The sequence below is a fragment of the Diaphorobacter sp. HDW4A genome (assembly GCF_011305995.1).
Taxonomy (GTDB): Bacteria; Pseudomonadota; Gammaproteobacteria; order Burkholderiales; family Burkholderiaceae_C; genus Diaphorobacter_A.
The window spans coordinates 4,896,554-4,919,199 of sequence record NZ_CP049910.1 but is presented as its reverse complement, the minus strand read 5'-3'; the positions used below and the strand labels follow the sequence as shown (position 1 = coordinate 4,919,199).

The 22,646-nt window shown below is 63.9% G+C and carries 21 protein-coding genes, 1 pseudogene and 1 riboswitch; of the genes and pseudogenes, 13 read left to right on the top strand and 9 right to left on the bottom strand.

Translation table 11 applies throughout. The features are described 5' to 3' along the window. Nucleotides 1-11 precede the first annotated feature (11 nt). The 3 genes from G7047_RS22570 to G7047_RS22560 all read left to right on the top strand — a co-directional run bounded on the left by G7047_RS22570 (nt 12) and on the right by G7047_RS22560 (nt 2,809). Nucleotides 12-1,019, top strand: a complete 1,008-nt coding sequence (locus tag G7047_RS22570; RefSeq protein ID WP_166310192.1) for a tripartite tricarboxylate transporter substrate binding protein — start codon at nt 12-14, stop codon at nt 1,017-1,019. Between the two features lie 188 nt (nt 1,020-1,207). Continuing rightward, nucleotides 1,208-1,702, top strand: a complete 495-nt coding sequence (locus tag G7047_RS22565; RefSeq protein WP_166310190.1) for a Crp/Fnr family transcriptional regulator — start codon at nt 1,208-1,210, stop codon at nt 1,700-1,702. Between the two features lie 297 nt (nt 1,703-1,999). Continuing rightward, nucleotides 2,000-2,809 (top strand): hypothetical protein, encoded by an 810-nt coding sequence (locus tag G7047_RS22560; RefSeq protein WP_240939225.1) that lies wholly within the window; start codon nt 2,000-2,002, stop codon nt 2,807-2,809. An 85-nt stretch (nt 2,810-2,894) separates the two neighbouring features. Here the strand turns inward: G7047_RS22560 and G7047_RS22555 are convergent, their stop codons facing one another. Next, nucleotides 2,895-3,452 (bottom strand): adenine phosphoribosyltransferase, encoded by a 558-nt coding sequence (locus tag G7047_RS22555; protein ID WP_166310186.1) that lies wholly within the window; start codon nt 3,450-3,452, stop codon nt 2,895-2,897. Nucleotides 3,453-3,487: 35 nt separating this feature from the next. Further along, entirely contained in the window at nt 3,488-5,479 is a 1,992-nt protein-coding gene (locus G7047_RS22550) for a monovalent cation:proton antiporter-2 (CPA2) family protein (protein ID WP_166310184.1), read from the bottom strand. Nucleotides 5,480-5,528: 49 nt separating this feature from the next. Between G7047_RS22550 and G7047_RS22545 the strand changes: the two genes are divergently transcribed. The 4 genes from G7047_RS22545 to G7047_RS22530 are packed head-to-tail and all read left to right on the top strand — an operon-like array spanning nt 5,529 to nt 8,580. Continuing rightward, entirely contained in the window at nt 5,529-6,533 is a 1,005-nt protein-coding gene (locus tag G7047_RS22545; RefSeq protein WP_166310182.1) for an SIS domain-containing protein, read from the top strand. Continuing rightward, on the top strand, nt 6,533-7,108 hold the full coding sequence (locus G7047_RS22540) for an HAD family hydrolase (RefSeq protein WP_166310180.1): 576 nt from the start codon (nt 6,533-6,535) through the stop codon (nt 7,106-7,108). The genes G7047_RS22545 and G7047_RS22540 overlap by 1 nt, the downstream gene beginning before the upstream one ends. Beyond that, nucleotides 7,105-7,761, top strand: coding sequence for an LPS export ABC transporter periplasmic protein LptC (gene lptC / locus G7047_RS22535; RefSeq protein ID WP_166310178.1), 657 nt, complete (start codon nt 7,105-7,107; stop codon nt 7,759-7,761). Before G7047_RS22540 ends, lptC begins: the two co-directional genes overlap by 4 nt. Nucleotides 7,762-7,788: 27 nt before the next feature. Further along, nucleotides 7,789-8,580: an SDR family oxidoreductase gene (locus G7047_RS22530; RefSeq protein WP_166310176.1), complete on the top strand. Its 792-nt coding sequence runs from the start codon at nt 7,789-7,791 to the stop codon at nt 8,578-8,580. Between the two features lie 98 nt (nt 8,581-8,678). Here the strand turns inward: G7047_RS22530 and G7047_RS22525 are convergent, their stop codons facing one another. Both G7047_RS22525 and G7047_RS22520 read right to left on the bottom strand, forming a co-directional pair. Next, on the bottom strand, nt 8,679-9,152 hold the full coding sequence (locus tag G7047_RS22525; protein ID WP_166310174.1) for an RNA-binding protein: 474 nt from the start codon (nt 9,150-9,152) through the stop codon (nt 8,679-8,681). A gap of 270 nt (nt 9,153-9,422) precedes the next feature. Next, on the bottom strand, nt 9,423-9,761 hold the full coding sequence (locus G7047_RS22520) for an RNA-binding protein (protein ID WP_166310172.1): 339 nt from the start codon (nt 9,759-9,761) through the stop codon (nt 9,423-9,425). Between the two features lie 304 nt (nt 9,762-10,065). Next, a riboswitch (yybP-ykoY riboswitch) is annotated at nt 10,066-10,278 on the top strand. A 14-nt stretch (nt 10,279-10,292) separates the two neighbouring features. Between G7047_RS22520 and G7047_RS22515 the strand changes: the two genes are divergently transcribed. From G7047_RS22515 to G7047_RS22490, 6 genes are all read left to right on the top strand, one after another. After that, entirely contained in the window at nt 10,293-10,874 is a 582-nt protein-coding gene (locus G7047_RS22515; protein ID WP_166310170.1) for a TMEM165/GDT1 family protein, read from the top strand. A 124-nt stretch (nt 10,875-10,998) separates the two neighbouring features. Beyond that, a complete protein-coding gene (locus G7047_RS22510; RefSeq protein WP_166310168.1) occupies nt 10,999-12,129 on the top strand; it encodes a homoserine O-acetyltransferase in 1,131 nt (376 codons plus the stop codon). Beyond that, nucleotides 12,126-12,713 (top strand): methionine biosynthesis protein MetW, encoded by a 588-nt coding sequence (gene metW / locus G7047_RS22505; RefSeq protein WP_166310166.1) that lies wholly within the window; start codon nt 12,126-12,128, stop codon nt 12,711-12,713. The genes G7047_RS22510 and metW overlap by 4 nt, the downstream gene beginning before the upstream one ends. 103 nt (nt 12,714-12,816) lie before the next feature. Continuing rightward, on the top strand, nt 12,817-14,310 hold the full coding sequence (locus G7047_RS22500; protein WP_166310164.1) for a M20 family metallopeptidase: 1,494 nt from the start codon (nt 12,817-12,819) through the stop codon (nt 14,308-14,310). 1 nt (nt 14,311) lies between these two features. Further along, nucleotides 14,312-15,187, top strand: coding sequence for an alpha/beta hydrolase (locus G7047_RS22495; RefSeq protein WP_166310162.1), 876 nt, complete (start codon nt 14,312-14,314; stop codon nt 15,185-15,187). A gap of 154 nt (nt 15,188-15,341) precedes the next feature. Then, on the top strand, nt 15,342-15,797 hold the full coding sequence (locus G7047_RS22490; protein ID WP_166310160.1) for a hypothetical protein: 456 nt from the start codon (nt 15,342-15,344) through the stop codon (nt 15,795-15,797). Nucleotides 15,798-15,825: 28 nt separating this feature from the next. Here the strand turns inward: G7047_RS22490 and G7047_RS22485 are convergent, their stop codons facing one another. From G7047_RS22485 to G7047_RS22465, 5 genes and pseudogenes are all read right to left on the bottom strand, one after another. Next, on the bottom strand, nt 15,826-16,572 hold the full coding sequence (locus G7047_RS22485; protein WP_166310158.1) for an SOS response-associated peptidase: 747 nt from the start codon (nt 16,570-16,572) through the stop codon (nt 15,826-15,828). Nucleotides 16,573-16,694: 122 nt separating this feature from the next. Then, nucleotides 16,695-19,529 (bottom strand): ATP-binding protein, encoded by a 2,835-nt coding sequence (locus G7047_RS22480; protein ID WP_166310156.1) that lies wholly within the window; start codon nt 19,527-19,529, stop codon nt 16,695-16,697. Between the two features lie 276 nt (nt 19,530-19,805). After that, nucleotides 19,806-20,429 (bottom strand): annotated as a pseudogene (locus tag G7047_RS22475) (hypothetical protein); the annotation flags it as partial. After that, complete coding sequence (locus tag G7047_RS22470) at nt 20,422-21,879, bottom strand: hypothetical protein (protein WP_240939224.1); 1,458 nt, start codon at nt 21,877-21,879, stop codon at nt 20,422-20,424. The pseudogene G7047_RS22475 and the gene G7047_RS22470, both read right to left, overlap by 8 nt. Further along, nucleotides 21,879-22,607, bottom strand: coding sequence for a 16S rRNA (uracil(1498)-N(3))-methyltransferase (locus G7047_RS22465; RefSeq protein ID WP_166310154.1), 729 nt, complete (start codon nt 22,605-22,607; stop codon nt 21,879-21,881). Before G7047_RS22465 ends, G7047_RS22470 begins: the two co-directional genes overlap by 1 nt. Between the last annotated feature and the right edge of the window lie 39 nt (nt 22,608-22,646).

Genomic DNA, 22,646 nt, shown 5'->3' with positions numbered 1-22,646 from the left:
GGGGACAAGACATGACCATCGCATCAACTCATCAACATCAAGGCTCGCGTCGTCGACTCCTGTGTGCAACGGCCATGGCCGGTCTGCTGGTCGCGGCGCTCGCGGGCGTGGCGCAGGCTGAAGATCACTGGCCGGTCAAGCCGATCCGCTTCGTCGTCGGCTTTCCGGCCGGTGGCACGACCGACGTCATGGCGCGCGTCGTCGCCTTGCCTCTGCAGAAGGCGCTGGGCCAGCCCATCGTGGTGGACAACAAGCCAGGCGCGAGCGGCAACATCGCCGCCAGCGAGACCATCCATGCGGCGGCCGATGGCTACACCTTCATGGTCGCGCCGATCTCGGTACAGACTGCGAATCCCTCGCTCTTCAAACCGGCGCTCAATCCCGAACGCGACCTGCGTCCGGTGGTGAGCCTCGGTTATGCACAGCTCTATCTGGTGACCCGAAAGGGGCTCTCCGCATCGAATGCCGCCGATCTGGTGGCCATGGCCAAGGCGAAGCCCGGCATGCTGAGCTATGGCTCGGGCGGGGCGGGCACGCAGATGCATCTGGTGGGCGAGCTGTTCAAGCAGCAGGCCAACGTGGATGTGGTGCATGTGCCATACAAGGGCGCGGCCCCGGCGCTGCAGGACATTCTGGCCAGTCAGATCGACTACTACTTCGATCCGGCCACCGGTTTTCAGCACATCCGCGAAGGCCGCGCCAGACTGCTCGCCGTGACGGGTACCAAGCGCTCGCCGTTCTTCCCCGATGCGCCCACGCTCACCGAGGCGGGCATCCAGGGCATGGAGCTCGGCAATTGGTTCGGCCTGTTCGCACCGGCCAAGACGCCACCCGCCATCATGAAGCGCATGGCTGACGAAGTGGCCCGGGCGATGCAGCGGCCCGAGGTGAAGCAGCGTTTTGCCGATCTGGGTGTGGAGACCATCGCACAGGACAGTGCCGCGTTCACGAAGACCATCGAAGCCGAGACAGCGGTGCTGAGCAGACTCATCCGCACTCGCAAAATTGCCTTGGACTGAAGCACAGTGAACCTTGCCCGCGCAAGCGCCTCAAATCATGCGATGCTTGAGTAATCCGCAAGAACTGATTAAATTGTGGGCAAACGTTTCATAGTTCGCGCGATTTCGCGTGCTGCGCACAGTGATGGAGACCTTTCCGGGCGCTTGCACGCTTGTGCGATTTTTACAATCAAATTAGCTTCCATGCCATGAATACAATAGTCACAAGAACAGATGGCAAGGTGGATCTGCATGGATTGGTGCAGGCCATCAGTCAGGCCAATGCGGATGACAGCCTGAACAATGTGCTCAATGCGGAGCAATGGGATCTGCTGGCACCTTATCTGTTGCCGGTGTCGCTGCCTGCGGGGCAGGTGTTGTTCGCACAGGGCACAAACGATCGCACGCTGTATCTGCTCGAGAGCGGCACGCTGAGTGTGCACTTCGAGGATGAAAAGCAACGGCTGCGTCTTGCCATCGTCGGCCCCGGTTCGGTGGTGGGTGAGGGCGCGTTCTTCTCGCACCTGCCTCGTTCGGCCACGGTGCAGGCGGGATCGCCCTGCAAGCTGTGGAGCCTGCCTGCGATGCGGTTCACAGAGTTGTCCAATCGCCAGCCCGCGGTGGCACTGCATCTGGTGATGGCGGTGGGGGCGGTACTTTCCAAACGGTTAGGCAATCGCAAACGCCGTGTGGCCTCCACGTGATCGATTGATATTTGATTTAACTCACATCAAAAAAAGACTGGCGAACTTCTTGGCTGACCAGTAGCATGCGCTCTAGGGTAGCGCTGTACACTTATTTGCGCATTTTTCAAAGCGCTTCATTTCAGGTGCGCCATGTCTTTTTTCAGTTGGTTTTCACGAAGCTCCTCTGGGGGCACTGTGCCGCGCAAGGCGCAGTCTGGCACGTCTGCAGGGACATCCAGTGCAGCGGCTCAAGCGCAGGCACGCGCGCCCAAACTGGCGGAGCAAGCAGAACAATTGGCTCGCAAGAACGTTCGCATGGAACGTCGCGAGGCTCTTTACATGGTGGTTCGCGATGCCATGGTGCGCGCCGGTGTGTTGTCGGCAGGCTACAAGTTCAAGGTGTTGTCGCTGGATCAGAACGGTCAGCAGTTCGTTGTCATGATCGATCTGGCGCGTGAATACGGTGCCAGCACGGCCCGCTTGGGTGAAATTGAAAGCCTGATCACCCAGAGCGCCAAGGCGCGCTTCGAGATTCTGGTGACTGCCGTGTATTGGCGCATGCACGACAGTACGGCGGTTGGTTTGCGCATGCGCCGCGCGGCGGACAAGGAAGCGACCCCGGCCACCACTTCGGCGACGCCCAACACGATTCGCGCGCCCATCATGCCGGTGGGCTCGTATGAATCGCGTGCATCCGCTCCCGCTCCTTTGCGTGGCAATTCGGGCATGGCGCCGCTCAACAGTCTGCGTGCTCCACTCGACAGTTCCAGAAGCCCGTTGCTGGACAGCGCGCATGCGCCGCTGTCCGCGAACAGGTCGAGCCCGGTTGCTGCTCGCAACGGAGCGAACGGAATCAATGGCGCCAGTGGCCTCGGGAATTTTGATCCCATCGAGGACGATGAAGTCGCGGCCTTCAAGCGCGCGCTCAGTAGCACGGGTTCTGCCAACGGGGCAGTGCGTCCCGTGTCGGCTGCCGAGCGTCCGGGCACGACCGTGCGCAGCGGGCCGATGTCACGTTCGCCACTGCTGCAGCCTTCAGTGGCATCGGGCTTTGCGGATACGGAAATGCCAGCGGATTCGGCCAGCTCGGATTTGAGCGCGACCCAATACGGCGATCTGCACTGACGGTGCTTGTGACCTGAACTGAAAGCAAAACGCCGACGATGAAGTCGGCGTTTTTCTTTGTGCCTTCACAGAAAGCCCGGGCCGATCAGTGACCCTCGAAATCCACCAGATTGAAGATCGACAGACCCGCATCGCGCAGGCGCTTGGAGCCGCCGAGCTCCGGCAGGTCGACGATGACCGCGCCCTCGGTCACGGTGGCGCCCAGACGCTCCAGCAGATTCTTGCCAGCCATCATCGTGCCGCCGGTCGCGATCAGGTCGTCGATCAGCAGCACGCGGTCGCCGGGCTTGACGGCGTCGGCATGCAGCTCGACGGTGGCGCTGCCGTATTCGAGCTCGTAGGTTTCCTCGACGGTGGTGAAGGGAAGCTTGCCCTTCTTGCGGATCGGCACGAAGCCGACGTTGAGCTCATACGCGATCACCGCACCGATGATGAAGCCGCGCGCATCGAGCCCTGCGACTACATCCGGGCGCAGGTCCTTGTCCATGTAGCGGTGCACGAAGGCGTCGATGAGCACGCGGAACACCTTGGGGTCCTGCAGCAGCGGTGTGATGTCGCGGAACTGCACGCCGGGTGCGGGCCAATCGGGCACGGTGCGCATGTGCTGGCGCAGGTATTCGTTGACGCTCAATGGATGCTGCATGGTGGGTGGGGGTGTGTGTTGGAGGTGGACGGAAGTCACTTGCCGCGCAGCAGCAGGTCTTCGGTAAGGGCCAGCGCCTTGGGCAGGCCGCGCAGCACGAGTGTATCGCCTTCGGCTAGCAGTGACGGGTCGGCCACATCGGCACTCACCGAGCCATTGGCGCGGCGCACGGCGACGAACTGGACCTCGCGTGTGCCGAGCGCCAGCTCGTGCAGCGCGCGGCCGAGGGCGGCTGCGCCCGAGGGCAGGGTGAAGGATTTCAGGCGCTCCTGATCGAGCTCGGCAGGCGTGTCGTCGTCCGCGCCGTGGAAGTAGTCGCGCAGCAGCTGGTAGCGGCCCTCGCGCTGCTCGCGTACGAGGCGGATCACGCGGCGCATGGGCACGCCGACCAGCGCAAGCGCGTGGCTGGCCAGCATCAGCGAGCCTTCGATGGCCTCGGGCACGACCTCGCTTGCGCCCGCGAGCTGTAGCTTGTCGAGGTTGGCGTCATCCACCGTGCGCACGATCACCGGCACATTGGGTGCGTGCTTCTTGATGTTGGCAAGCGTCTTGAGTGTGGCGTGCGTGTCCAGATGGGTGACGACCACCGCGCTCGCACGGCCAAGGCCTGCAGCCATCAGCGCCTGCAGGCGGGTGGCGTCGCCGTAGACCACCGATTCGCCGCCGGCCGCCGCCTGATGCACCCGGTCGGGGTCGAGGTCGAGCGCGAGGTAGGGGATGTGCTCGATCTGGAGCAGTCGCGCGAGGTTCTGGCCCGAGCGGCCATAGCCGCAGATGACGACGTGATGGTCGGTGTTGATGGCCTGACGCGCGATCTGCGTCATCTGCAGCGACTGCATCATCCAGTCGCTCGAAGCCAGGCGCATGACGATGCGGTTACTGTACTGGATGAGCAGCGGCGTGATCAGCATGGACACCACCATCGCCGCGAGAATCGGGTTCATCAGCGCGGGCTGGATCAGCCCCTGTGCCGAGGTCAGCGTGAGCAGCACGAAGCCGAATTCGCCCGCCTGCGCCAGATAGATGCCGGTGCGCAGCGACACCCCCGCCGCACCGCCCATGAAGCGCGAGATCGCGAAGATCACCAGCGCCTTGAGCAGCATCGGCACGGTCACCATCAGCAGCACCAGCGCCCAGCGTTCGAGCAGGATGTGCCAATCGAGCTGCATGCCGATGGTGATGAAGAACAGGCCCAGCAGCACGTCGTGAAACGGGCGGATGTCGGTCTCCACCTGGTGTTTGTATTCGGTCTCGGAGACGAGCACGCCCGCGATGAACGCGCCGAGCGCGAGCGACAGTCCGGCCATCTCGGTCAGCCACGCAAGGCCGAGCGCGAACAGCAGCAGGTTGAGCATGAACAGCTCCTCGCTGTGCCTGCGCGCGACGAGGTTGAACCACCAGCGCATCAGTCGCTGGCCGCCGGTCAGCAAGATAGTGATCAGCGCGGCGGCCTTGAGCATTTCGAGCGGCAGCGCCCAGATCAGCTTGTCGGGCGCGGCGCCGAGAGCGGGAATCAGGATCAAGAGCGGCACAACGGCCAGATCCTGGAACAGCAGAATGCCCATGACGCGGCGGCCATGCTCGGATTCGAGTTCCGCGCGCTCGGCCATCATCTTCACGACGATGGCGGTGCTGCTCATCACCAGCGTGCCCGAAAGCGCCACGGCGGTCTGCCAGCTCATGTCCCAGACGCGGCCCACGTAGCGCGACAGCAGCATCAGCCCGATGAATGACAGCAGCATGGTCACGACCACCTGCATGAGGCCGAGACCGAACACGAACTTGCGCATTGCACGCAGTTTGGGCAGGCTGAATTCGAGGCCGATGGCGAACATCAGAAACACCACGCCGAACTCGCCCAGATGGCGCACGCCCTCGGAATTGCTGGCCAGTGCGAGCGCATGTGGTCCGATCAGCACGCCCGCCGCCAGATAGCCCAGCATCGGTGGTTGCTTGAGCGTGCGGCAGACGACGACGGCCAGCACGGCGGCAAGCAGATAGAGCAGGGTGAGGGCCAATGAGGACATGACTGATGCTAAACGAGCGAAGGGCGGGTGCGCCCTATAAAATTCCCGAATGTCTACCTCTTTACCAACTTCCACTCGCTCGTTCGACTCGGACCGTGCCCTGCATCTGGCGCGTGAGGCGCTGCGGGATGAGGCCCACGCGCTTGTGGCTCTCTCCGACCGTGTGGGAGAGTCATTCGTCAATGCGGTTTCCCGCATTCTTGCCACGCCAGGTCGCGTCGTGGTCATGGGCATGGGCAAGAGCGGCCACGTGGGCCGCAAGATCGCCGCGACGCTGGCATCCACCGGCACACCGGCATTCTTCGTGCACCCGGCCGAGGCTAGCCACGGCGACCTTGGCATGGTCACCCAGGGTGACCTGGTGCTGGGCATTTCCAACAGCGGCGAGGCCAACGAACTCACCGTGCTGTTGCCGGTGCTGAAGCGCCAGGGGGTGCCGCTGATCGCGATGACCGGCGGGCTCGAATCGTCGCTTGCCAAATATGCCGACGTCGTGCTCGATTCCGGCGTCGAGCGCGAGGCCTGCCCGCTGAATCTGGCCCCCACCACCAGCACCACGGCGCAGATGGCGCTTGGGGATGCGCTGGCCGTGGCGCTGCTCGATGCGCGCGGTTTTCGCGCCGAAGACTTCGCGCGCTCGCACCCCGGCGGCGCGCTGGGTCGCAAGTTGCTCACGCTGGTGCGCGATGTCATGCGCTCGGGCGACGAGCTGCCGCGCGTGTCGGCCGAGGCCTCGTTCAGCGAGCTGATGCGCGAGATGAGCGCCAAGTCGCTGGGTGCCTCCACCGTGGTCGATGCGGAGGGCCACCTGCTGGGCATCTTCACCGACGGCGATCTGCGCCGCCGCATCGAGTCCGGCGGTGAACTGCTGGGCGCGAAGGCGGGCGAGGTCATGCACACCAAGCCGCACACGATTCGTCCGCAGGCGCTGGCTGCAGACGCGGCTGCGCTGATGGAGCAGCATTCGATCACCAGCGTGCTGGTCACCGACGAGCAGAACCAGTTGCTCGGCATGGTGCATATCGGCGATCTGATGCGCGCAAAGGTCATTTGATGAACCAATCACAAGACGCGGTGGCCAAGCCAGTGCAACCCACGCTGCAGATCGACCCCGAATTGCTGCTCAGAGCGCAACCCGTGCGCGTGGTGTTCTTCGACGTGGACGGCGTGCTGACCGATGGCGGGCTGTATTTCTCGGAGCAGGGTGAGACGATCAAGCGCTTCAACACGCTGGACGGCCACGGCCTCAAGTTGTTGCAGAAGGCCGGCATCACGCCCGCTGTGGTCACCGGGCGTGACTCTCCCGCGCTGCGACTGCGGCTGAAGGCGCTGGGTGTGGTGCACGCGCGTTTCGGCACAGAAGACAAGCGCCCGGCCGCCGAAGCGATTCTGGCCGAGTTGAGGCTGAACTGGAGCCAGGCCGCCGCCATGGGCGACGACTGGCCCGATCTGCCGGTGATGCGCCGCTCGGCCTTCGCCTGCGCGCCGCTGAACGCGCAGATCGACGTCAAGGCCAACGCGCACTACATCACCAAAGCGGCGGCCGGACATGGCGCGGCGCGTGAACTCTGCGACCTGCTGCTGGTGGCCAGCGGCAAGTACGCGCAACTGCTGGCGGAATACGCATGACCCTCAACGAGCGCCTGCGCCGCGTCTGGGAGATCTTCTCCATCTATCTGCCCATACTGCTGATGGGCCTGCTCGCCCTCGGCACCTGGTGGCTGGTGCGCAACGCACCCAAGCCCATCGAGCAGCCGCAGCAGCGCGAGATCTCGCACGAGCCCGATTACTACATGCGCGACTTCTCAATCAAGACCTTCGACGCCACGGGACGCCTGCAAAGCGAGATTCAGGGCGAGACGCTCAAGCACTTCATGGACACCGATACGCTCGAGATCCAGAAGGCCCGCATGCGCTCGATCAGCCCCGATGGCCGCGTGACGCTGGCGACGGCAAACCGTGCGCTCTCGAACGCGGATGGCACCGAGGTACAGCTCTTCGGCGACGCCGTCGTCACCCGCGAGGAGTTCAGGAAGACCGGCACCAAGTCGGTTCCGCCGATGCAGTTCCGTGGGGAATTCCTGCATGTCTGGCCGAATCAGGAACGCGTGAAATCCCATCTGCCGGTCACGCTCACGCGCGGCCCCGACCAGTTCACCGGCGACGCCATGGACTTCGACAACTACAGCCAGGTGCTCAACATGCGCGGCGACGTGAAAGGCAAGATGCAGCCGAGCCGGGTCACCTCGACACTCACGCCACGCAGCAACAACCGGCCCTGAGGCCGACACAACGACGGGAGCGCCGCCTTGAACCCCTCACCTCTGGTTTTCATCACCGGTGCGTCCAGCGGCATAGGCCAGGCGCTGGCCCTGCGCTACGCCAAGGCGGGTTTCCGGCTCGCACTGGTCGCGCGGCGCGTCGATGTCATGAAGGACTGGGCGCGCTCGCAGGGGCTGGGAGAGGATCGCTGCCGTTGCTACGGAGCGGATGTGGCAGAGATCGACAGCATCGTCGGCGCCGGCGAGCGCTGCATTCGGGAGCAGGGCGTGCCGGATGTGGTGATCGCGAACGCGGGTATCAGCGTGGGCGTGGACACCGCCGAGCGCGAGGACATCGACCAGATGGCGCGGGTCTACGCGATCAACAACATCGGCCTTGCCGCGACCTTCCAACCCTTCATCAAGCCCATGTGCGCACGTGCGAGCGGCGCGCTGGTGGGCATCGCCAGCGTGGCGGGGATTCGCGGCCTGCCGGGGCACGGCGCGTATTGCTCGAGCAAGGCGGCCGTCATCAGCTATTGCGAAAGCCTGCGTGGCGAATTGAACACGCAGGGCGTGTCGGTGGTGACGATTCTGCCGGGCTACGTGGACACGCCGCTCACGCGGGAGAATCGGTATTCGATGCCGTTTCTGATTTCCGCCGAGACCTTCGCCGAGCGTGCGTTCCGTGCCATCGCGGCGCGTGCCAGCTATCGCGTGATTCCGTGGCAGATGGGCGTCGTCGCCAAGCTGCTGCGCCTGCTGCCCAACTGGATTTTCGACAAGGCCCTGCATGGCCGCGAGCGCAAGCACCGGGGCACGACATCTCCCAACGCTTGAACCTGCCATCACGATACGATTGCATGCGGCCATGAAAAAAGGCCCCCGAGGGAGCCTTTTCGTTTGATGCCCGCATCCCGGTTGCCCGGGACGAGAAATCAATAACCGTTGTTGCCGCCGCCGTAGCCGCCGCCACCGCTGCGACCACCGCCGCCGCCATTGCGCGAACCAGCGCCGTAGGGGCTGCGGAAACCGCCTTCGCCACCACGACCGCCACCACCGCCGCCGCCACCATAGCCGCCGCCACCGCTGCGGCCACCGCCGCCGTAACCGCCGCCACCACCACCGCCGAAGCCGCCACCACCGCTACGGGGAGGGCGTGGCTCCATTGGACGAGCTTCGTTCACGACGACGCTGCGGCCGCCCATAGGCTGGCCATTCATGCCGTTGATGGCAGCTTGCGCTTCTGCGTCGCTGGCCATTTCGACAAAACCAAAGCCCTTGGAGCGACCAGTGTCGCGTTCCATCATGACTTTGGCGCTGGTCACGGCACCGAACTGGCCAAAGGCCTGTTCCAGATCGCTATCGCGCACCGAGTACGGCAGGTTGCCGACGTACAGTTTGTTGCCCATCAAGGGACTCCTCAAGAACTAAGAAAAAAGTGATGGAGACTCGAAACCGCAGTCGGCTAATCGCACATGTGCTTTTTGCACAAATTTGACGGACCACCGCAACTTTGGCGTGAAAAATACCCCAGCCAAACCATTATGCGCCACAACTTCGAAAAAAATGCAAGATCATGTGAGGCGGAAATCCGAAAACGGAAGATTCCTACAACCCCGCACTGACATTTTGAAATCGATGAGATCCGGACTGTCAGTAGCCCAGATCAGCACTGACAATCAGTAGGCGCGGTCGTAGCCGCCGCCATTGCCACGGAAACCACCGCGGTCGCCGCCGAAGCCGCCACCACCACTGCGGGGTGGGCGTGGTTCCATCGGACGAGCGATGTTGACCACGAGATCACGGCCGCCGAAGCTTTGGCCGTGCGCGCCTTGAATGGCGGCTTGTGCCTCGACTTCATTGCCCATTTCGACGAAGCCGAAACCCTTGGAGCGGCCGGTGTCGCGCTCCATCATGACCTTGGCGCTCAACACGTTGCCGTATTGGCCAAAAGTTTGTTCCAGATCGCCATCACGGAAGGAGTAGGGCAGGTTGCCCACGTACAGTTTGTTGCTCATAAAACGAGGCTCTAATAAATTTTCTGAATAAGCGATGAGCCAACGCAGCCAACAAACCCATAACGACTTCAATGATGCGAAATCGACTAGCACCGCAATCGCATATCTGTAACACAGAATGCTGAAACTATTATCAAGCATCACTCCAAGGAAAAAAGCACGTGTTGGCGTGGCTGCAACACTTTGGATGGGGAATTACCCGGGGAAGCGCGTCTTTTTAGGGGTATCTGTCTAGAAAACGACGGGTTTGATAGGCGGGCAGTGCTTTGACCTTGAAAAACGCCGTGTTGCTGGGCATCACGATACAATTGCGGTGTCTTTGGGGAGTAGTTCGTTTTTGCGCATTCGCAAAAAGGCATGCATCAACAGACTTGGGCCCTCACGGCCTATGGTGCATGAGGCTGGGGTGAAGCATTCACCCCTTGGCTGGACGAGACCATTGACTACGTACCGATCCAACAACATTTGGGCCGGAGCCGGTGCGTGGTCAATGTGTTTTGTACAGGTGTCTCCGGCCGATACACCCACGCCATGGAAGCCTTTCTGATCTCCACCTCCGTCGTCGCGCTCGCCGAGATGGGGGACAAGACCCAGCTCCTCTCGCTCGTGCTCGCTGCGCGCTTTCGCAAGCCGCTGCCGATCGTGCTCGGAATCTTCGTCGCCACCATCGTCAACCATGCACTTGCAGGGGCTGTGGGCGCTTGGATTACCAGTTATCTCGGCCAGAATGCCCTGCAGTGGATTCTGGGCATTTCGTTCATCGCCATGGCCGTCTGGATGCTGATTCCGGACAAACTGGACGAAGACGAGGTGAGCAGCCATTCCAAGTGGGGTGTCTTCGGCACGACGGTGATTGCTTTCTTCTTGGCAGAGATGGGCGACAAGACCCAGATCGCCACTGTCATGCTGGCCGCCAAGTATGTTGGCTCGTATGTCTGGGTGGTGGCAGGAACGACCATCGGCATGATGCTGGCCAATGCGCCCGTCGTGTGGCTTGGCGACAAGATCGTCAAGAAGGTGCCGATCCGCACCGTGCACATGATCTCTGCGGTGATCTTCCTCGTGCTCGGTCTGCTCGCGATTTACAACCCGGTGAAGCAGCTTTTGGCATAATCAATTCTTCACGCGCCGATTTGCTACAGCTTGCGGGCGCTTTATAAATCCAGCTAAAGACCCGTCCGACGACACGCGACATGCATGTGACCCGGCCTCGTTTTTAGCGATGCCGGGTTTTTTCATGTCCTTCATCGCCACACCACAATTCATGCATTTCGACGAGGCGCTGCCGCTTACCAGCGGCGCGTCGATACGCGACTACACGCTCGCGTATGAAACCTACGGCACACTGAATGCCGACAAGTCCAACGCCGTGCTTGTGTGCCATGCGCTTAACGCGTCGCACCATGTGGCCGGTGTCTACGAAGGGCAGCCCAAGAGCGAGGGCTGGTGGGACAACATGATCGGTCCCGGCAAGGCAGTCGACACCCACAAGTTCTTCGTGATCGGCGTGAACAACCTCGGCTCCTGCTTCGGTTCGACCGGGCCGATGCACACCAACCCCGATACGGGCGAGATCTACGGCTCGAGCTTCCCGGTGGTGACCGTCGAAGACTGGGTGAACGCCCAGGCGCGGTTGCTCGACCGCCTCGGCATAGAGCAACTCGCGGTGGTTCTGGGCGGTAGCCTGGGTGGCATGCAGGCGTTGTCGTGGACCCTGCAGCACCCGGATCGAACGCGTCACGCCGTCGTGGTGGCGAGCGCGCCGAATCTCACGGCAGAGAACATCGCCTTCAACGAAGTAGCGCGCCGCGCCATCGTTACCGATCCGGATTTCCACGGCGGTGATTTCTACGCACACAACGTGATTCCCCAGCGCGGCCTGCGCATCGCACGCATGATCGGCCACATCACCTATCTGAGCGACGATGTGATGAACGAGAAGTTCGGCCGCCAGTTGCGCGAGGGCATTGACCTCAAGTACAGCACGCAGGACGTCGAGTTCCAGATCGAGAGCTATCTGCGCTACCAGGGCGACAAGTTCAGCGAGTACTTCGACGCCAACACCTACTTGCTGATCACGCGCGCGCTCGATTATTTCGATCCCGCGAAGGGCACGGGTGACAACCTCACGCTGGCACTCGCCAAGGCGCGTGCCAAGTTCATGCTGGTGAGTTTCACCACCGATTGGCGTTTCTCGCCCAAGCGCAGCCGCGAGATCGTCAAGGCGCTGCTCGACAACAAGCGCGACGTGAGCTATGCCGAGATCGACGCGCCGCACGGGCACGATGCCTTTTTGCTCACCGATTCGCGCTACGTCGGCGTGATGGGTTCCTATTTCGACGGCGTTGCCAAGGAGTTCGCAGCATGACCGAGAAGACCACCATGCAGGCCATCGCCAAACTCGTGCCACAAGGCGCGCGCGTGCTTGATCTGGGCTGCGGCGACGGCGCATTGCTGTCCCATCTGCTGCGCGAGCGTGGCTGCTCCGGCTACGGTGTGGAGATCGACGACGCCAACGTGCATGCCTGCGTCAAGCGCGGAGTGAACGTGGTGCAGCTCAATCTGGACGAGGGGCTGGCGATGTTCGAGGACGACTCCTTCGACGTCGTCCTGCAGATCAACACACTGCAGCATCTGCGCAATGCTGAGGTGATGCTGCGCGAGACCGCGCGCGTGGGCAAGACCGGCATCATCGCGTTCCCGAACTTTGCGCACTGGCCCAACCGCATGTCGATCCTGCGCGGCCGCATGCCGGTGACGCGGCGCCTGCCCTACCAGTGGTATGACACGCCGAACATTCGCGTCGGCACGTTCAAGGACTTCGAGGTGCTGGCACTCAAGAACAAGCTGAGCGTGGCAGATGCTTTCGGTCTCAACGAAACCGGCGAGGTGGTGCGCACATTGCCAAACTGGTTCGCGAGCACGGCAGTGTTCTGCTTGGAACGACAGTAAGACAGTCTCCAATAGAAGCACCGCTGGCGTGGCCGAGCGGTGTGCGGGACAATGATGGGATCGGCCTGCATGCGCAGGCCGCCAGATTTCAGGAGCCGCCACCATGAACGCCCGCACCCCCGCCACGCACCTGCTGCAAACCGCCGATGCGCTCTCGCACATCAGCCAGAAGTGGGACGACGACATCGTCCGGCAGCTCACCGACTACATCGCGATTCCCGCCAAGTCGCCGGGCTTTGCGCCCGATTGGGAACAGCTCGGCTTCATCGACACCGTGGTGCGCAATGCGGCCGCCTGGGTCGAGGCGCAAAAGGTCACGGGTCTCAAGCTCGAGGTCGTGCGCCTGCCAGGTCGCACGCCGGTGATCTTCTTCGAGGTCGAAGGCACGCAGCCCGGCGCGAACAACGCGTCCGCGCAGACCGTGCTGATGTACGGCCACCTCGACAAGCAGCCCGAATTCGAAGGCTGGCGCAGCGATCTCGGCCCTTGGACGCCCAAATATGAGGATGGCAAGCTCTACGGCCGTGGCGGTGCGGATGACGGCTACGCGGTCTACGCGAGCGTCGCCGCCGTACAGGAGCTCAAGCGCCAGAACGTCATGCATCCGCGCATCGTCGGCCTCATCGAGACCTGCGAGGAAAGCGGCTCGGGCGATCTGCTGCCCTATGTCGATCTGCTGAAGAAGCGCTTGGGCGATGTCGGCTTCGTGATCTGTCTCGACTCCGGCGCCGGCAACTACGACCAACTCTGGCTCACCACCAGCCTGCGCGGCATGGCGAGTGGCACGCTCAAGGTCGAGATCCTCACCGAGGGCGTGCATTCGGGCGATTCCTCGGGTCTCGTGCCATCGTCGTTCCGCATCATGCGCATGGTGCTCGACCGCCTCGAAGACAGCAAGAGTGGCCGCCTGCTGCCGCAGAGTTTTCACTGCGAGGTGCCCGCAGACCGCATGCAGCAGGCCAGCGCCACCGCGCAGATTCTGGGCGACGTGCTGTACAAGAGCTTCCCTTGGGCGCACTACGACTGCGGCGGTGCGAGCACCTTTGCGCTGCCAACCACCACCGATCCGCTGCAGGCACTGCTCAGGCGTACGTGGGAACCCACGCTGAGCGTGACGGGCGCCGATGGCTTCCCCGCGCTCAAGGACGCGGGCAATGTGCTGCGCCCCTACAGCGCGTTCAAGCTCAGCTTGCGCCTGCCGCCGCTGGTGGATGCGGTCGCCTGTCTCGACGAACTCAAGACGCTGCTCGAAGACAACGCTCCGTATCAGGCCAAGGTCACCTTCAAGCCCGATGGTGCAGCCAGCGGCTGGAACGCGCCGGGCATCGATCCGTGGTTCGAAACTGCGCTCAATGCGGCGAGCCATGCGCACTTCGGTGCGGACTGTGGCTACATCGGTCAAGGCGGCACGATCCCGTTGATGAACATGCTGAGCAAGGGCTTCCCGACCGCGCAGATGATGGTCTGCGGCGTGCTCGGACCCAAGAGCAATGCGCACGGCCCGAATGAATTCCTGCATGTGCCGTATGCCAAGAAGCTCACGGCTGCGGTGGCGCAGGTGATCGCCAGCATGCCAGCGTCCTCCGCCGGCGCCTGACATGTCGTCCTCCGTTTGGTTCACGACAAGCGGCGGCGCGCGCATCGCCGTGCGCGATTGGGCGCCGCCTGCCAAGGCACCGCTGCGTGGCATGGTAGTGCTGGTGCATGGTCTGGGCGAGCATTCCGGCCGCTACGAAAGTCTGGCGCAGCGTTTGATTAGCTGGGGCTTTGCCGTGCGTGGTTATGACCACTACGGCCATGGCCAATCCGACGGACCGCGCGGGGGGCTGGATCATGACGATCGGCTTCTGGATGACCTGGCGCATGTGCTCAACGACACCATCACACGCACGGCCGGTGATGTGCCCCTGATTCTGCTGGGGCACAGTTTGGGCGGATTGGTGGCGGCGCATGCGGTGGCACGCGAGCGGGTCAAGGTCGACGCGCTGGTGCTTTCGTCTCCCGCGCTTGATCCGGGGCTGAGCAGTTTTCAGAAGGCGCTGGTGGCGACCTTGCCGCGCATCGTGCCTAATCTGCGCGTGGACAACGGGCTCGCGCTACCTTATCTCTCGCATGACGCGGGCGTTGTTCAGGCCTATCGCGAAGACCCGCTGTGCCATCGCAAGGTGGCCGCGCGGCTGGCGCGCTTCATCGCCGATGCCGGTGCACAGACGCTGCAGAAGGCGGCGCGCTGGTCTGTCCCCACGCTGCTGCTCTGGGCGGGTGCGGATCGGTTGGTGGCTCCTGCAGGCAGCCGCGGGTTTGCGGCGGCCGCTCCGAAAGAGGTGGTGCGTTCGCGCGAGTTTGAGGCGCTGTATCACGAGCTGTTCAACGAATCGCCAGAGCTCGCGCAACCCGTGTTCGATGCGCTGCGCTACTGGCTTGGTGTGCGCTATCCACAGGACGTTTCGGCGCCGATGCCCGTCGTCGCATAGAATCTGCCGTCGGGGCGGAAAGGACGCCCTTCTCGCAAAAGCGCACGCACCTTTTCACCCTTGTCGATCCTGCAAGCGCCGACGGCACGCGTTGTCAGCACCTTGTATACCCTCCCGGCCGCAGCGAGAACGGCCCATCCATTCTGGAGTTGGTATGCATATCGAAACTGTTTCTCAGCCATTTGCGGCGCACGAAAATCGTGCGCTCGCATCACTTCTGCGCGCCGCAAAGAAGCTGCACCGACAGGCCACCAGCGACTCGCTGGCCATGTCGCTTCCGGTGCTTCGCCGCATTCTTCAATCACAGACGCTGCGTGGCGTGAGCCTGCCGCAGTTGCATCGTCGCCGCGACATCGTTCAGCGCAAACATGTGCTGCGCATGCTGGCCGTGGAGGCGGGGCATCCGGGCTGGGACGACTACCGCAGGGCGGTGGCTTCCATGAACGCCGAGGAGCTTGCGCAACTCGACGTTCTGGCCTCGCGCGCGGGTTACCCCAACCACTGGTTCTCCACGTTCGAGGAGGCCGAGCGCCACGCGAAGGAGCACGGCGGACGTGCGGTGCGTGTGGGTGCGCAGGGCGTGGTGCTGGCGTCTTCAGAGACAGACTGATCGTGATCGCGCGCATGGCGCGCGCGCTTCACATCCAGCTTTCTGGCTTGGGCTTGCGGCCCTTTTTCTCCACTGGATTGGCCAGCAGTTTCTGCGCGGGATAGGCGCGCAGAAACTCCTTGGCCTGCGACGCTCTGGCGTTCAACCAGGCGTCGTAGGCCCCTTCGTTGAGGATGGCCGGCATGTTCTTTTCGGCACCCGGGGGCTGGTAGCGATTCATCAAGGCGTGGGCGTTGGCATTCACGGTGACGATCGCAAAACTCAGCAGCTCCGTCGCCGTTTCCGGGTCGCGCCAGCGCGCCCAGATGCCCGCGACACCCATGGGCAGACCATCGACGCGCGCGATGCGCGTAGGTATCGGTTTGCCGTTGCGGTGGTCGTTGGTGATGAAGGCCATCATCGGGATGATGCAACGCTGATTGTTCAGCCACGCATCGCGGAACGCGGTTCCGGTGGAGGCCAAGTCGGACTTCACGGTCGCGAGCTTGGGGGCTCGAAGCCGGGCATCGGAAGCCGACTTGACCCAGTGCGGCACGAGACCGAATTGCCCGGGAACGAGCAACCGCGGGCTCGGTGCCTTTTCTTCGTCACCGGAAGGCGCAGGTGCGGGTGCAGCGGCCCGCTCGGCGTCCGTGGCGGGTGTCAGCGTGCGGGTGATGAAGAAGGCCGGTTGGCGTGGCGTGATCTGGCGCTCGCTCAATTCGGAGGGCGCTTCCACGCGGAAGGCCGTGGAAAAGAGTTCGGCGGCCTTGAGGGCTTCATATTGGGTGCTCATGGCGGCGATCGTACTTGCATGCAGCGCATGCGGGGGTAAATTCAAGAGAGATACAGAACCCGGTTGCGGGCACAGGGTCCTGCAGCGGTTGCAAAAGTTGGCGTGCGGTCTGCGCAGCCCGCTCAGTCCGGCAAGGCACTCAGTTCAGGCACCCCGCGCCGTTTGGCCACCGCAATCGGGGGCGCCCAGCGGCTGCCCTTGGGCTTCTTGCTGGTGACGAGCGTGATCTCGGCGGGCTCGAAGACTTCGAGGTTGTGGGTGATCGGCGTGGTGAGCACGTATTGCGCGCGGGTCGAGCGCAGGAAGTGGCCGACAAGCTGGATGTTGCGCACGTCGAGGTGGGCGAACGGCTCGTCGATGAACACGAAGCCGCCCGAGCCGCTTTCCTCGTCCTTGAGCAGGCCGACCAGCAGGATCAGCGACTTGATGACCTGCTGGCCGCCTGACGCTTCACCGTCGTTCAAACCGATGGTGCCCTTGCCGTCGAACGCGAAGTTGACCTTGAGGCCCGCCTGCGCGAGCACGGTATCGTCGTTTTCGAGCAGAGGCAGATCGGCGGCAACCTCCACTCCTGCGAGGCTGCCGATTTCCTGGATGTTCTTGCGGTAGCGGCGCACGGTGGTGCGCAACACCTCGATGTAGCTTTCGCGGGCGTTGAGCACGGCGGTACCAGCTTGCACATTCTTGATCTTGTGATCGTCAAGGTTGGCAGATTGCTCGCGCACTGTCACGTCCATGCGGCGATGGCGTTCCTCGACCGTGTCATCGGTCTCCCACGAGCTCTGCTCGAGCTCCTGTTCGACCGAGTGCAGGCGCAGTTTGGCCTGCACCTCGTTGATGTATTCGTCGACCAGCGCGTCGATCTTGGCGGGTGCAATCCAGCGGGCGGGGAACTGCGAGCGCTGCGATTGACTGCGCGCGACGTTGCCGAGCTGCTGCTGGCGACGCGAAGACCAGTCCTGCGCGGCGCGTTCCGATTCGCCGCGTGCGCGCTGCAGGTCCTTTTCAACGCGACGGTGCTCGTCGACGAAGGCGCGGTGGCGATCATGTGCACGCGTGGTGTCGGTCTCGAGCTGCTGCCAGCGCGATGCAGCGGCTACGCGTGCCTGCTTGGCGGCAGGGAGACCCGCGCGTGCTTCTGCGAATTCGTCGCTGCGGCGGGCAAGCTCTTCCGCCGCGCTGTGGCCTTCGAGCGCGCGGCGCGTGTCGGTGATCTGGCGCTTGATGGCCATGACCTCTTCGTGCACGGGCGCAAGCTGCGCGTCGATGCGCGAGACCTCTTTTTCGGCGGCGGCGCGGCGGGCTTGCACGGCGGCGGCGCCGAACTGGTGCTCGTGCGCATCCACCCACATCGAGCGCGCGCCGCGCCCGTCGTGCATGTAGGCCTGCGGCGTGATCCAGGTGCCGCCAAGGCGCTTGCCTTCTGCGGGGTTGGCGACGCAGCGCAGTTGCTGCATCTGCTGCACCAGCCAGCGCGGCACGGGCGCGGTGAACTTCACATGTTCGAGCAGCGTGCCCGCATCGCCTTTGAGCACCGGCTGGCCGGGCTCGACGATGTAGTGGCGATAGCGCTCGCGCTCGCCGAGTTCGTAGGCCTCGGCGAGATCTTTTTCCTTGTCGAGCAGCACCACCCAGCGGTGTCCGCGCAGCACGCCTTCGATGGCGTGACGCCACTTCTCGTCGAGCACTTCGACGATCTCGGCAACCAGTTGATGACCGATGCCTGCACCGTTCAGCGCGCGACGGAACTTCATCACCTCGGGCGGCATCGGCGGCAGGTTCTGGCCCTCCAATGCGTTGAGCGCTTCCTGCGCGGTCTTGCGGCGCTGCTGCAGCGAAGAGCGCTGCTCGAGCAGATCGGCTTCCTTGGTCTGCAGCGTGGAGAGGTGGGCCTGCAGCTCGTCGGCGTTGCTGCCCTTGTCGACGAGCGCGAGCAGCTCCTGCTCGCGCTGGGCGATTTTTTCAAGCGGCGCTTCGTGGCGCTGCGCTGTGTCGAAGGCCGCTCGAGCCTGATCGCGTTCCACGCGCAATTGCCCGGATTTCTGCTCGGACGCTGCGCTTTCTTCAAGCAGCGTCAGCAGCCGTTTGTTCTGCACCGCGATGTCCGCAAGTGCGGTGCGGTGCTGCGTCTTCTGCCTGCGCAGTTCACGCGAATGTTTGACCAGCGATTCCCGCTCGCTCCACCAGCCGAGCACGGGCACGATCTCGGTCGCCAGACGCTCGCGTTCGGACAGGCGCAGGCGCCAAGTCTTGAAGTTGTTCACGCGGTTGGCCAGCTCGGTGAGCTGGGCGCGGCTGTGGTCGAGTTCATGCTCGGCCTGCGCCATTTCGCGCGCCAGCTCCTGCTGGTGGCCGCGCGCCTTTTCGTAGGCGTCCAGCACTTCCTGATCGCCGAACACGTCGAAAACGAGGCGCAGCAACTCGCGCGGGCTGAACTCGCAGAGGCGGTCGGTCTGGCCCTGTTCGAGCGAGAGCACGCGCGCGATGGCGGGTGACAGGCCCGCGCCCGAGAGCACACGGCCCCAGTTTTCCACGCCCATGAAGCCGAGGTCCTTCTCGGGCATCTCGCGCAATTGCTCGATACTCACGTCGCCCTCGACGAGGCAGTAGCGGCGCTGCCAGTCACCGCCGTTCTTGTCGATGCGGCAGACCAGCGTGACTTGGTCGCTGTAGATCAGGCGGCGTGCAAACGGGCGACTCGAGGTCTGGCGGCTTTGCGGACGGTTGTCCACCACGGCGCGCAGCCAGGCGGTCTGCGCGCCCGCGTGGCGGGCATAGGTCTTGTAGTCACGCGGGGCCGAGCAGCGCAGGCCGAGCAGCGTGCGCATGGCGTCGAGCAGCGTGGTCTTGCCCGAGCCGTTCGGTCCGGCGATGGTGATGATGGATGCGTCGAGCGGCAGCGCCACGCGCTGGCAGTAGTCCCAATGAACAAGCTCCAGAGTCTGCAGATGGAACATGGTGCGTCAGAACTCCCCGGCGCTGGGTTGGGTGGCGGCGCGCTCGTCGTCGAGATCGTCGATGGCGGCTTCCATGGTGTCGACCACGTCGGGCTCGGGTGGTGGCTCTGTCACGGATTGCTCGTAGGATGCGCTTGATGCGGCTTGCATGGTCTGCGCAGGAATTGGCGGTACAGGCTGCACGACCGAGGTAAGCACCTGCGGAGCTGTGGCAGCCGATGGAGCGGGTTCGAAGTCGGCGTTTTTCTGTGCTGCTTCGTCGGTCACTTTCTGCACCTTTTCGCGGGCGAGCACATCGGCCAATGCGCCATCGAGAATGCGCGGTGCGAGCACGTCGTAGTCGAGCAGCACGTCGAGCAGCGGACCTTCGCCGATCTCGTCCTGTCGGCGCGTGATGAATGCTTGGCGCTCCAGCAGCTTGAGGTTGCCGTCCAGCCGCATCTTCTTGCCGAGCTGCTGGCCGTAGTCTTCTAGCAGGGCCTTGTACGAGATCATCGGGCTCACGAGGCGCGCGACCGGCAGCGGCTTGGCACCGGGAAACATGTCGTTCTGGCCGATCTCGGGCTCGTCCATGCGGCTGGTCTGGCGCTCGCGCTTGGGCAGAATGATCAACGCCCACAGCACCACCAGCAGCGCCTGCGCGTCGCGCGGCAGGTCGATGTTGTTGTTGCTGTTCAGGCCGGCCTCTCCAAGCACGCTGTTCTGTGCGGCGGGCAGCAGCGCGACGCTGACATGGTCGGCGTAGATGCTGTCCATGAAGCGCAGGCCCGATTGGGCGAGACGCTGCTCGACCTGCGCGAACAGTTCGGCATCCACGAGCGCGCGTTTCACACGCGGATGGTTGCGCGGTAACCAGCGGCGAGCCAGCAGCTCGGCAATCAACAATGCGGCGTCATCCATGGCGTTTCTTCGGTTCTTTCTTTGCGGGCGCGTGATCTGTCGCTTTGTCCGCTGCATCGTTGTTCGATGGGTCGGTGATGTCGATAAGCGCGCTGGCGGGCACCAGAGTGCCTTGACTCAGCAGCTCGACCTGCGGGTGCCGGATGCGCTTTTGCGTGGCAAGCCACTGCACGCGCCAGGGCTGGCGTGCGAATTCGCCGGTTGCGCCTGGCAGCACCTCGGCCTGCGGGTCACCGAGCAGCGGCATGAGCTGTGCGCGGTAGGCGATCTGTGCGTAGCGCGCGTCGGCCGGGTTGCTGCCGAGCAGCGCATCGGTCACGGTGTGTGCGCTGTCATCGCCGTCGATGTGCCAGGCCGCGAGCAGCATGTTGAGATCGGCGAGTTCCTTGGGCAGCGCAACGGCCTTGAGGGAGCCTTCGGGTGCCTCCTGAGATTCGGGCAGGGCCTCGTCCTGCAGGGGCGCGGGGCGGTCGCGTTCGAACTCGGCCTCGGTCACGTCGAGCAGCTCGTGCTGCGCGAGCGTGGCGAGCGAGGTGCTCATGCCCACTGCACCGTCGATCAGCAGATGCAGGTCGGGCGCCGACTGCAGCCAGCGTTTCACATCGGTGCTGGTGATGCCGGTGGTGCCGAGCGTCACCCGTTGGCGGTCCATTTGCTGCAGCGCGCGGTTGAACTGGCTGGCCATCGCGAGCAGCCGTGACTGCGCCTGTCCCATACCGCGCGCGGCGCGTTCCAGCGCGATGTGACCGTGCGCGTTGGAGATGATGGCCGTGATGGCTTCCGACGCGCGGTCGATCAGCACGGCTGCGCGGTCATAGCGCTTGCGCGCCTCGCGCAGGCGGAATTCCGAGCCGCTGGCGATCGCATCGGCAAACTCGCCGTGCAGTCGCGCGAGCTGCGCATGCAGCAGCTTGACCTGTCCCGCTTCGACAGAGCCGAGCTGATTCGCGCCGACCACCTGGCCGAGCAAGGCGGCGAGCTCGGAGCTGTCGTCGTCCTCGGCAGGGGCGGTCTCGTTCGCGAGCGGTGCAAGCATCGCCGCCACGCGCTGCGCGACCGCAGGCAGGGTGTAACTGCGCTGGCTTTCGTCCCAGACCAGCAGGTCCACGTCGCGAAAGCGTTTGAGCACGGTTTCGAGCGCCTCGGGCCGGAGTTGGTGGAACATCTCGTCGATGTGCTCGCGCGGCAGTTGTGCATTCCCTTGGGCGGCCAGCTGCAGGAACACCCAGACACGCAGTTGCACCAGCGCCGCGTTGCCATGAAACAGACCGCTCAGCGCTTGGGTGACTTGGGGCTGGCGCGTGAGGTTCCACAGCAGCGGCGAATCGGTGGCGGCATCGGTATCGCGGAAAAAATCGGCGACCACACCAACGTTGTTCGCGAGACCGTCGGCATGAAGTTCCGCCGCCTCCGCCAGCACGGCGGAGGAAAAATCGGGATCTCTGCGCATCAGGAGAAAACCAGCTGGGAGAGCGATGCGATGGCAGCAGTTTCGGCGCGCAGCACGCGGTTGCCGAGGCTGGCGGGCGCAAAACCGGCGGCGAGGGCGGCGTCTTCCTCTTCTTGCGTGAGGCCGCCTTCGGGGCCGTGGAGAATCCAGACGTCCGTGGCTCCGGCGGCCAGCTCGCGCAGCGGGCGATTGCCTTCGCGCAGCGAGAGCACGACGCGCACCGCGCCCGGTGCAAGCGCCTCGGCAGGCTGCCTCTTGAGCCATTCGGCGAGCGACACCGGGCCCTGAATGTCGGGCACGCGGTTGCGCCCGCATTGCTCGCAAGCCGAGACGGCGATGGCTTGCCAGCGCTCCTTGCGCTTGTCGGCGCGTTCGCCCGAGAGCTTGATCACGCTGCGCGCAGCGGCCAGCGGCTGCACGCTCGCGGCGCCGAGCTCGGTGGCCTTTTCGACCAGCCAATCCATGCGTTCGTTGGCGGGCATACCGCTGATCAGATGCACGGCGACCGGGGCTTCGCGCTCGGTGGCAGCATGGGCAGTCACATGCACATCCACGTCGCTGCGGCCCATGCGGGTGACGGTGGCGGTGTATTCGCCACCGCACCCGTCAAACAGCGTGATTTCGTCGCCCGGCTGCAGGCGCAGCACCTGCACGTGGCGCGCGGCGGTGGGCGGCAGGCTGATGTCGGCGCCTGTGGCGAGTGGCAATGAACAATGGAAACGCGGCATGGACTTCTGTGGGACCGGGGTGTCGGGGTGGGCTGCTGG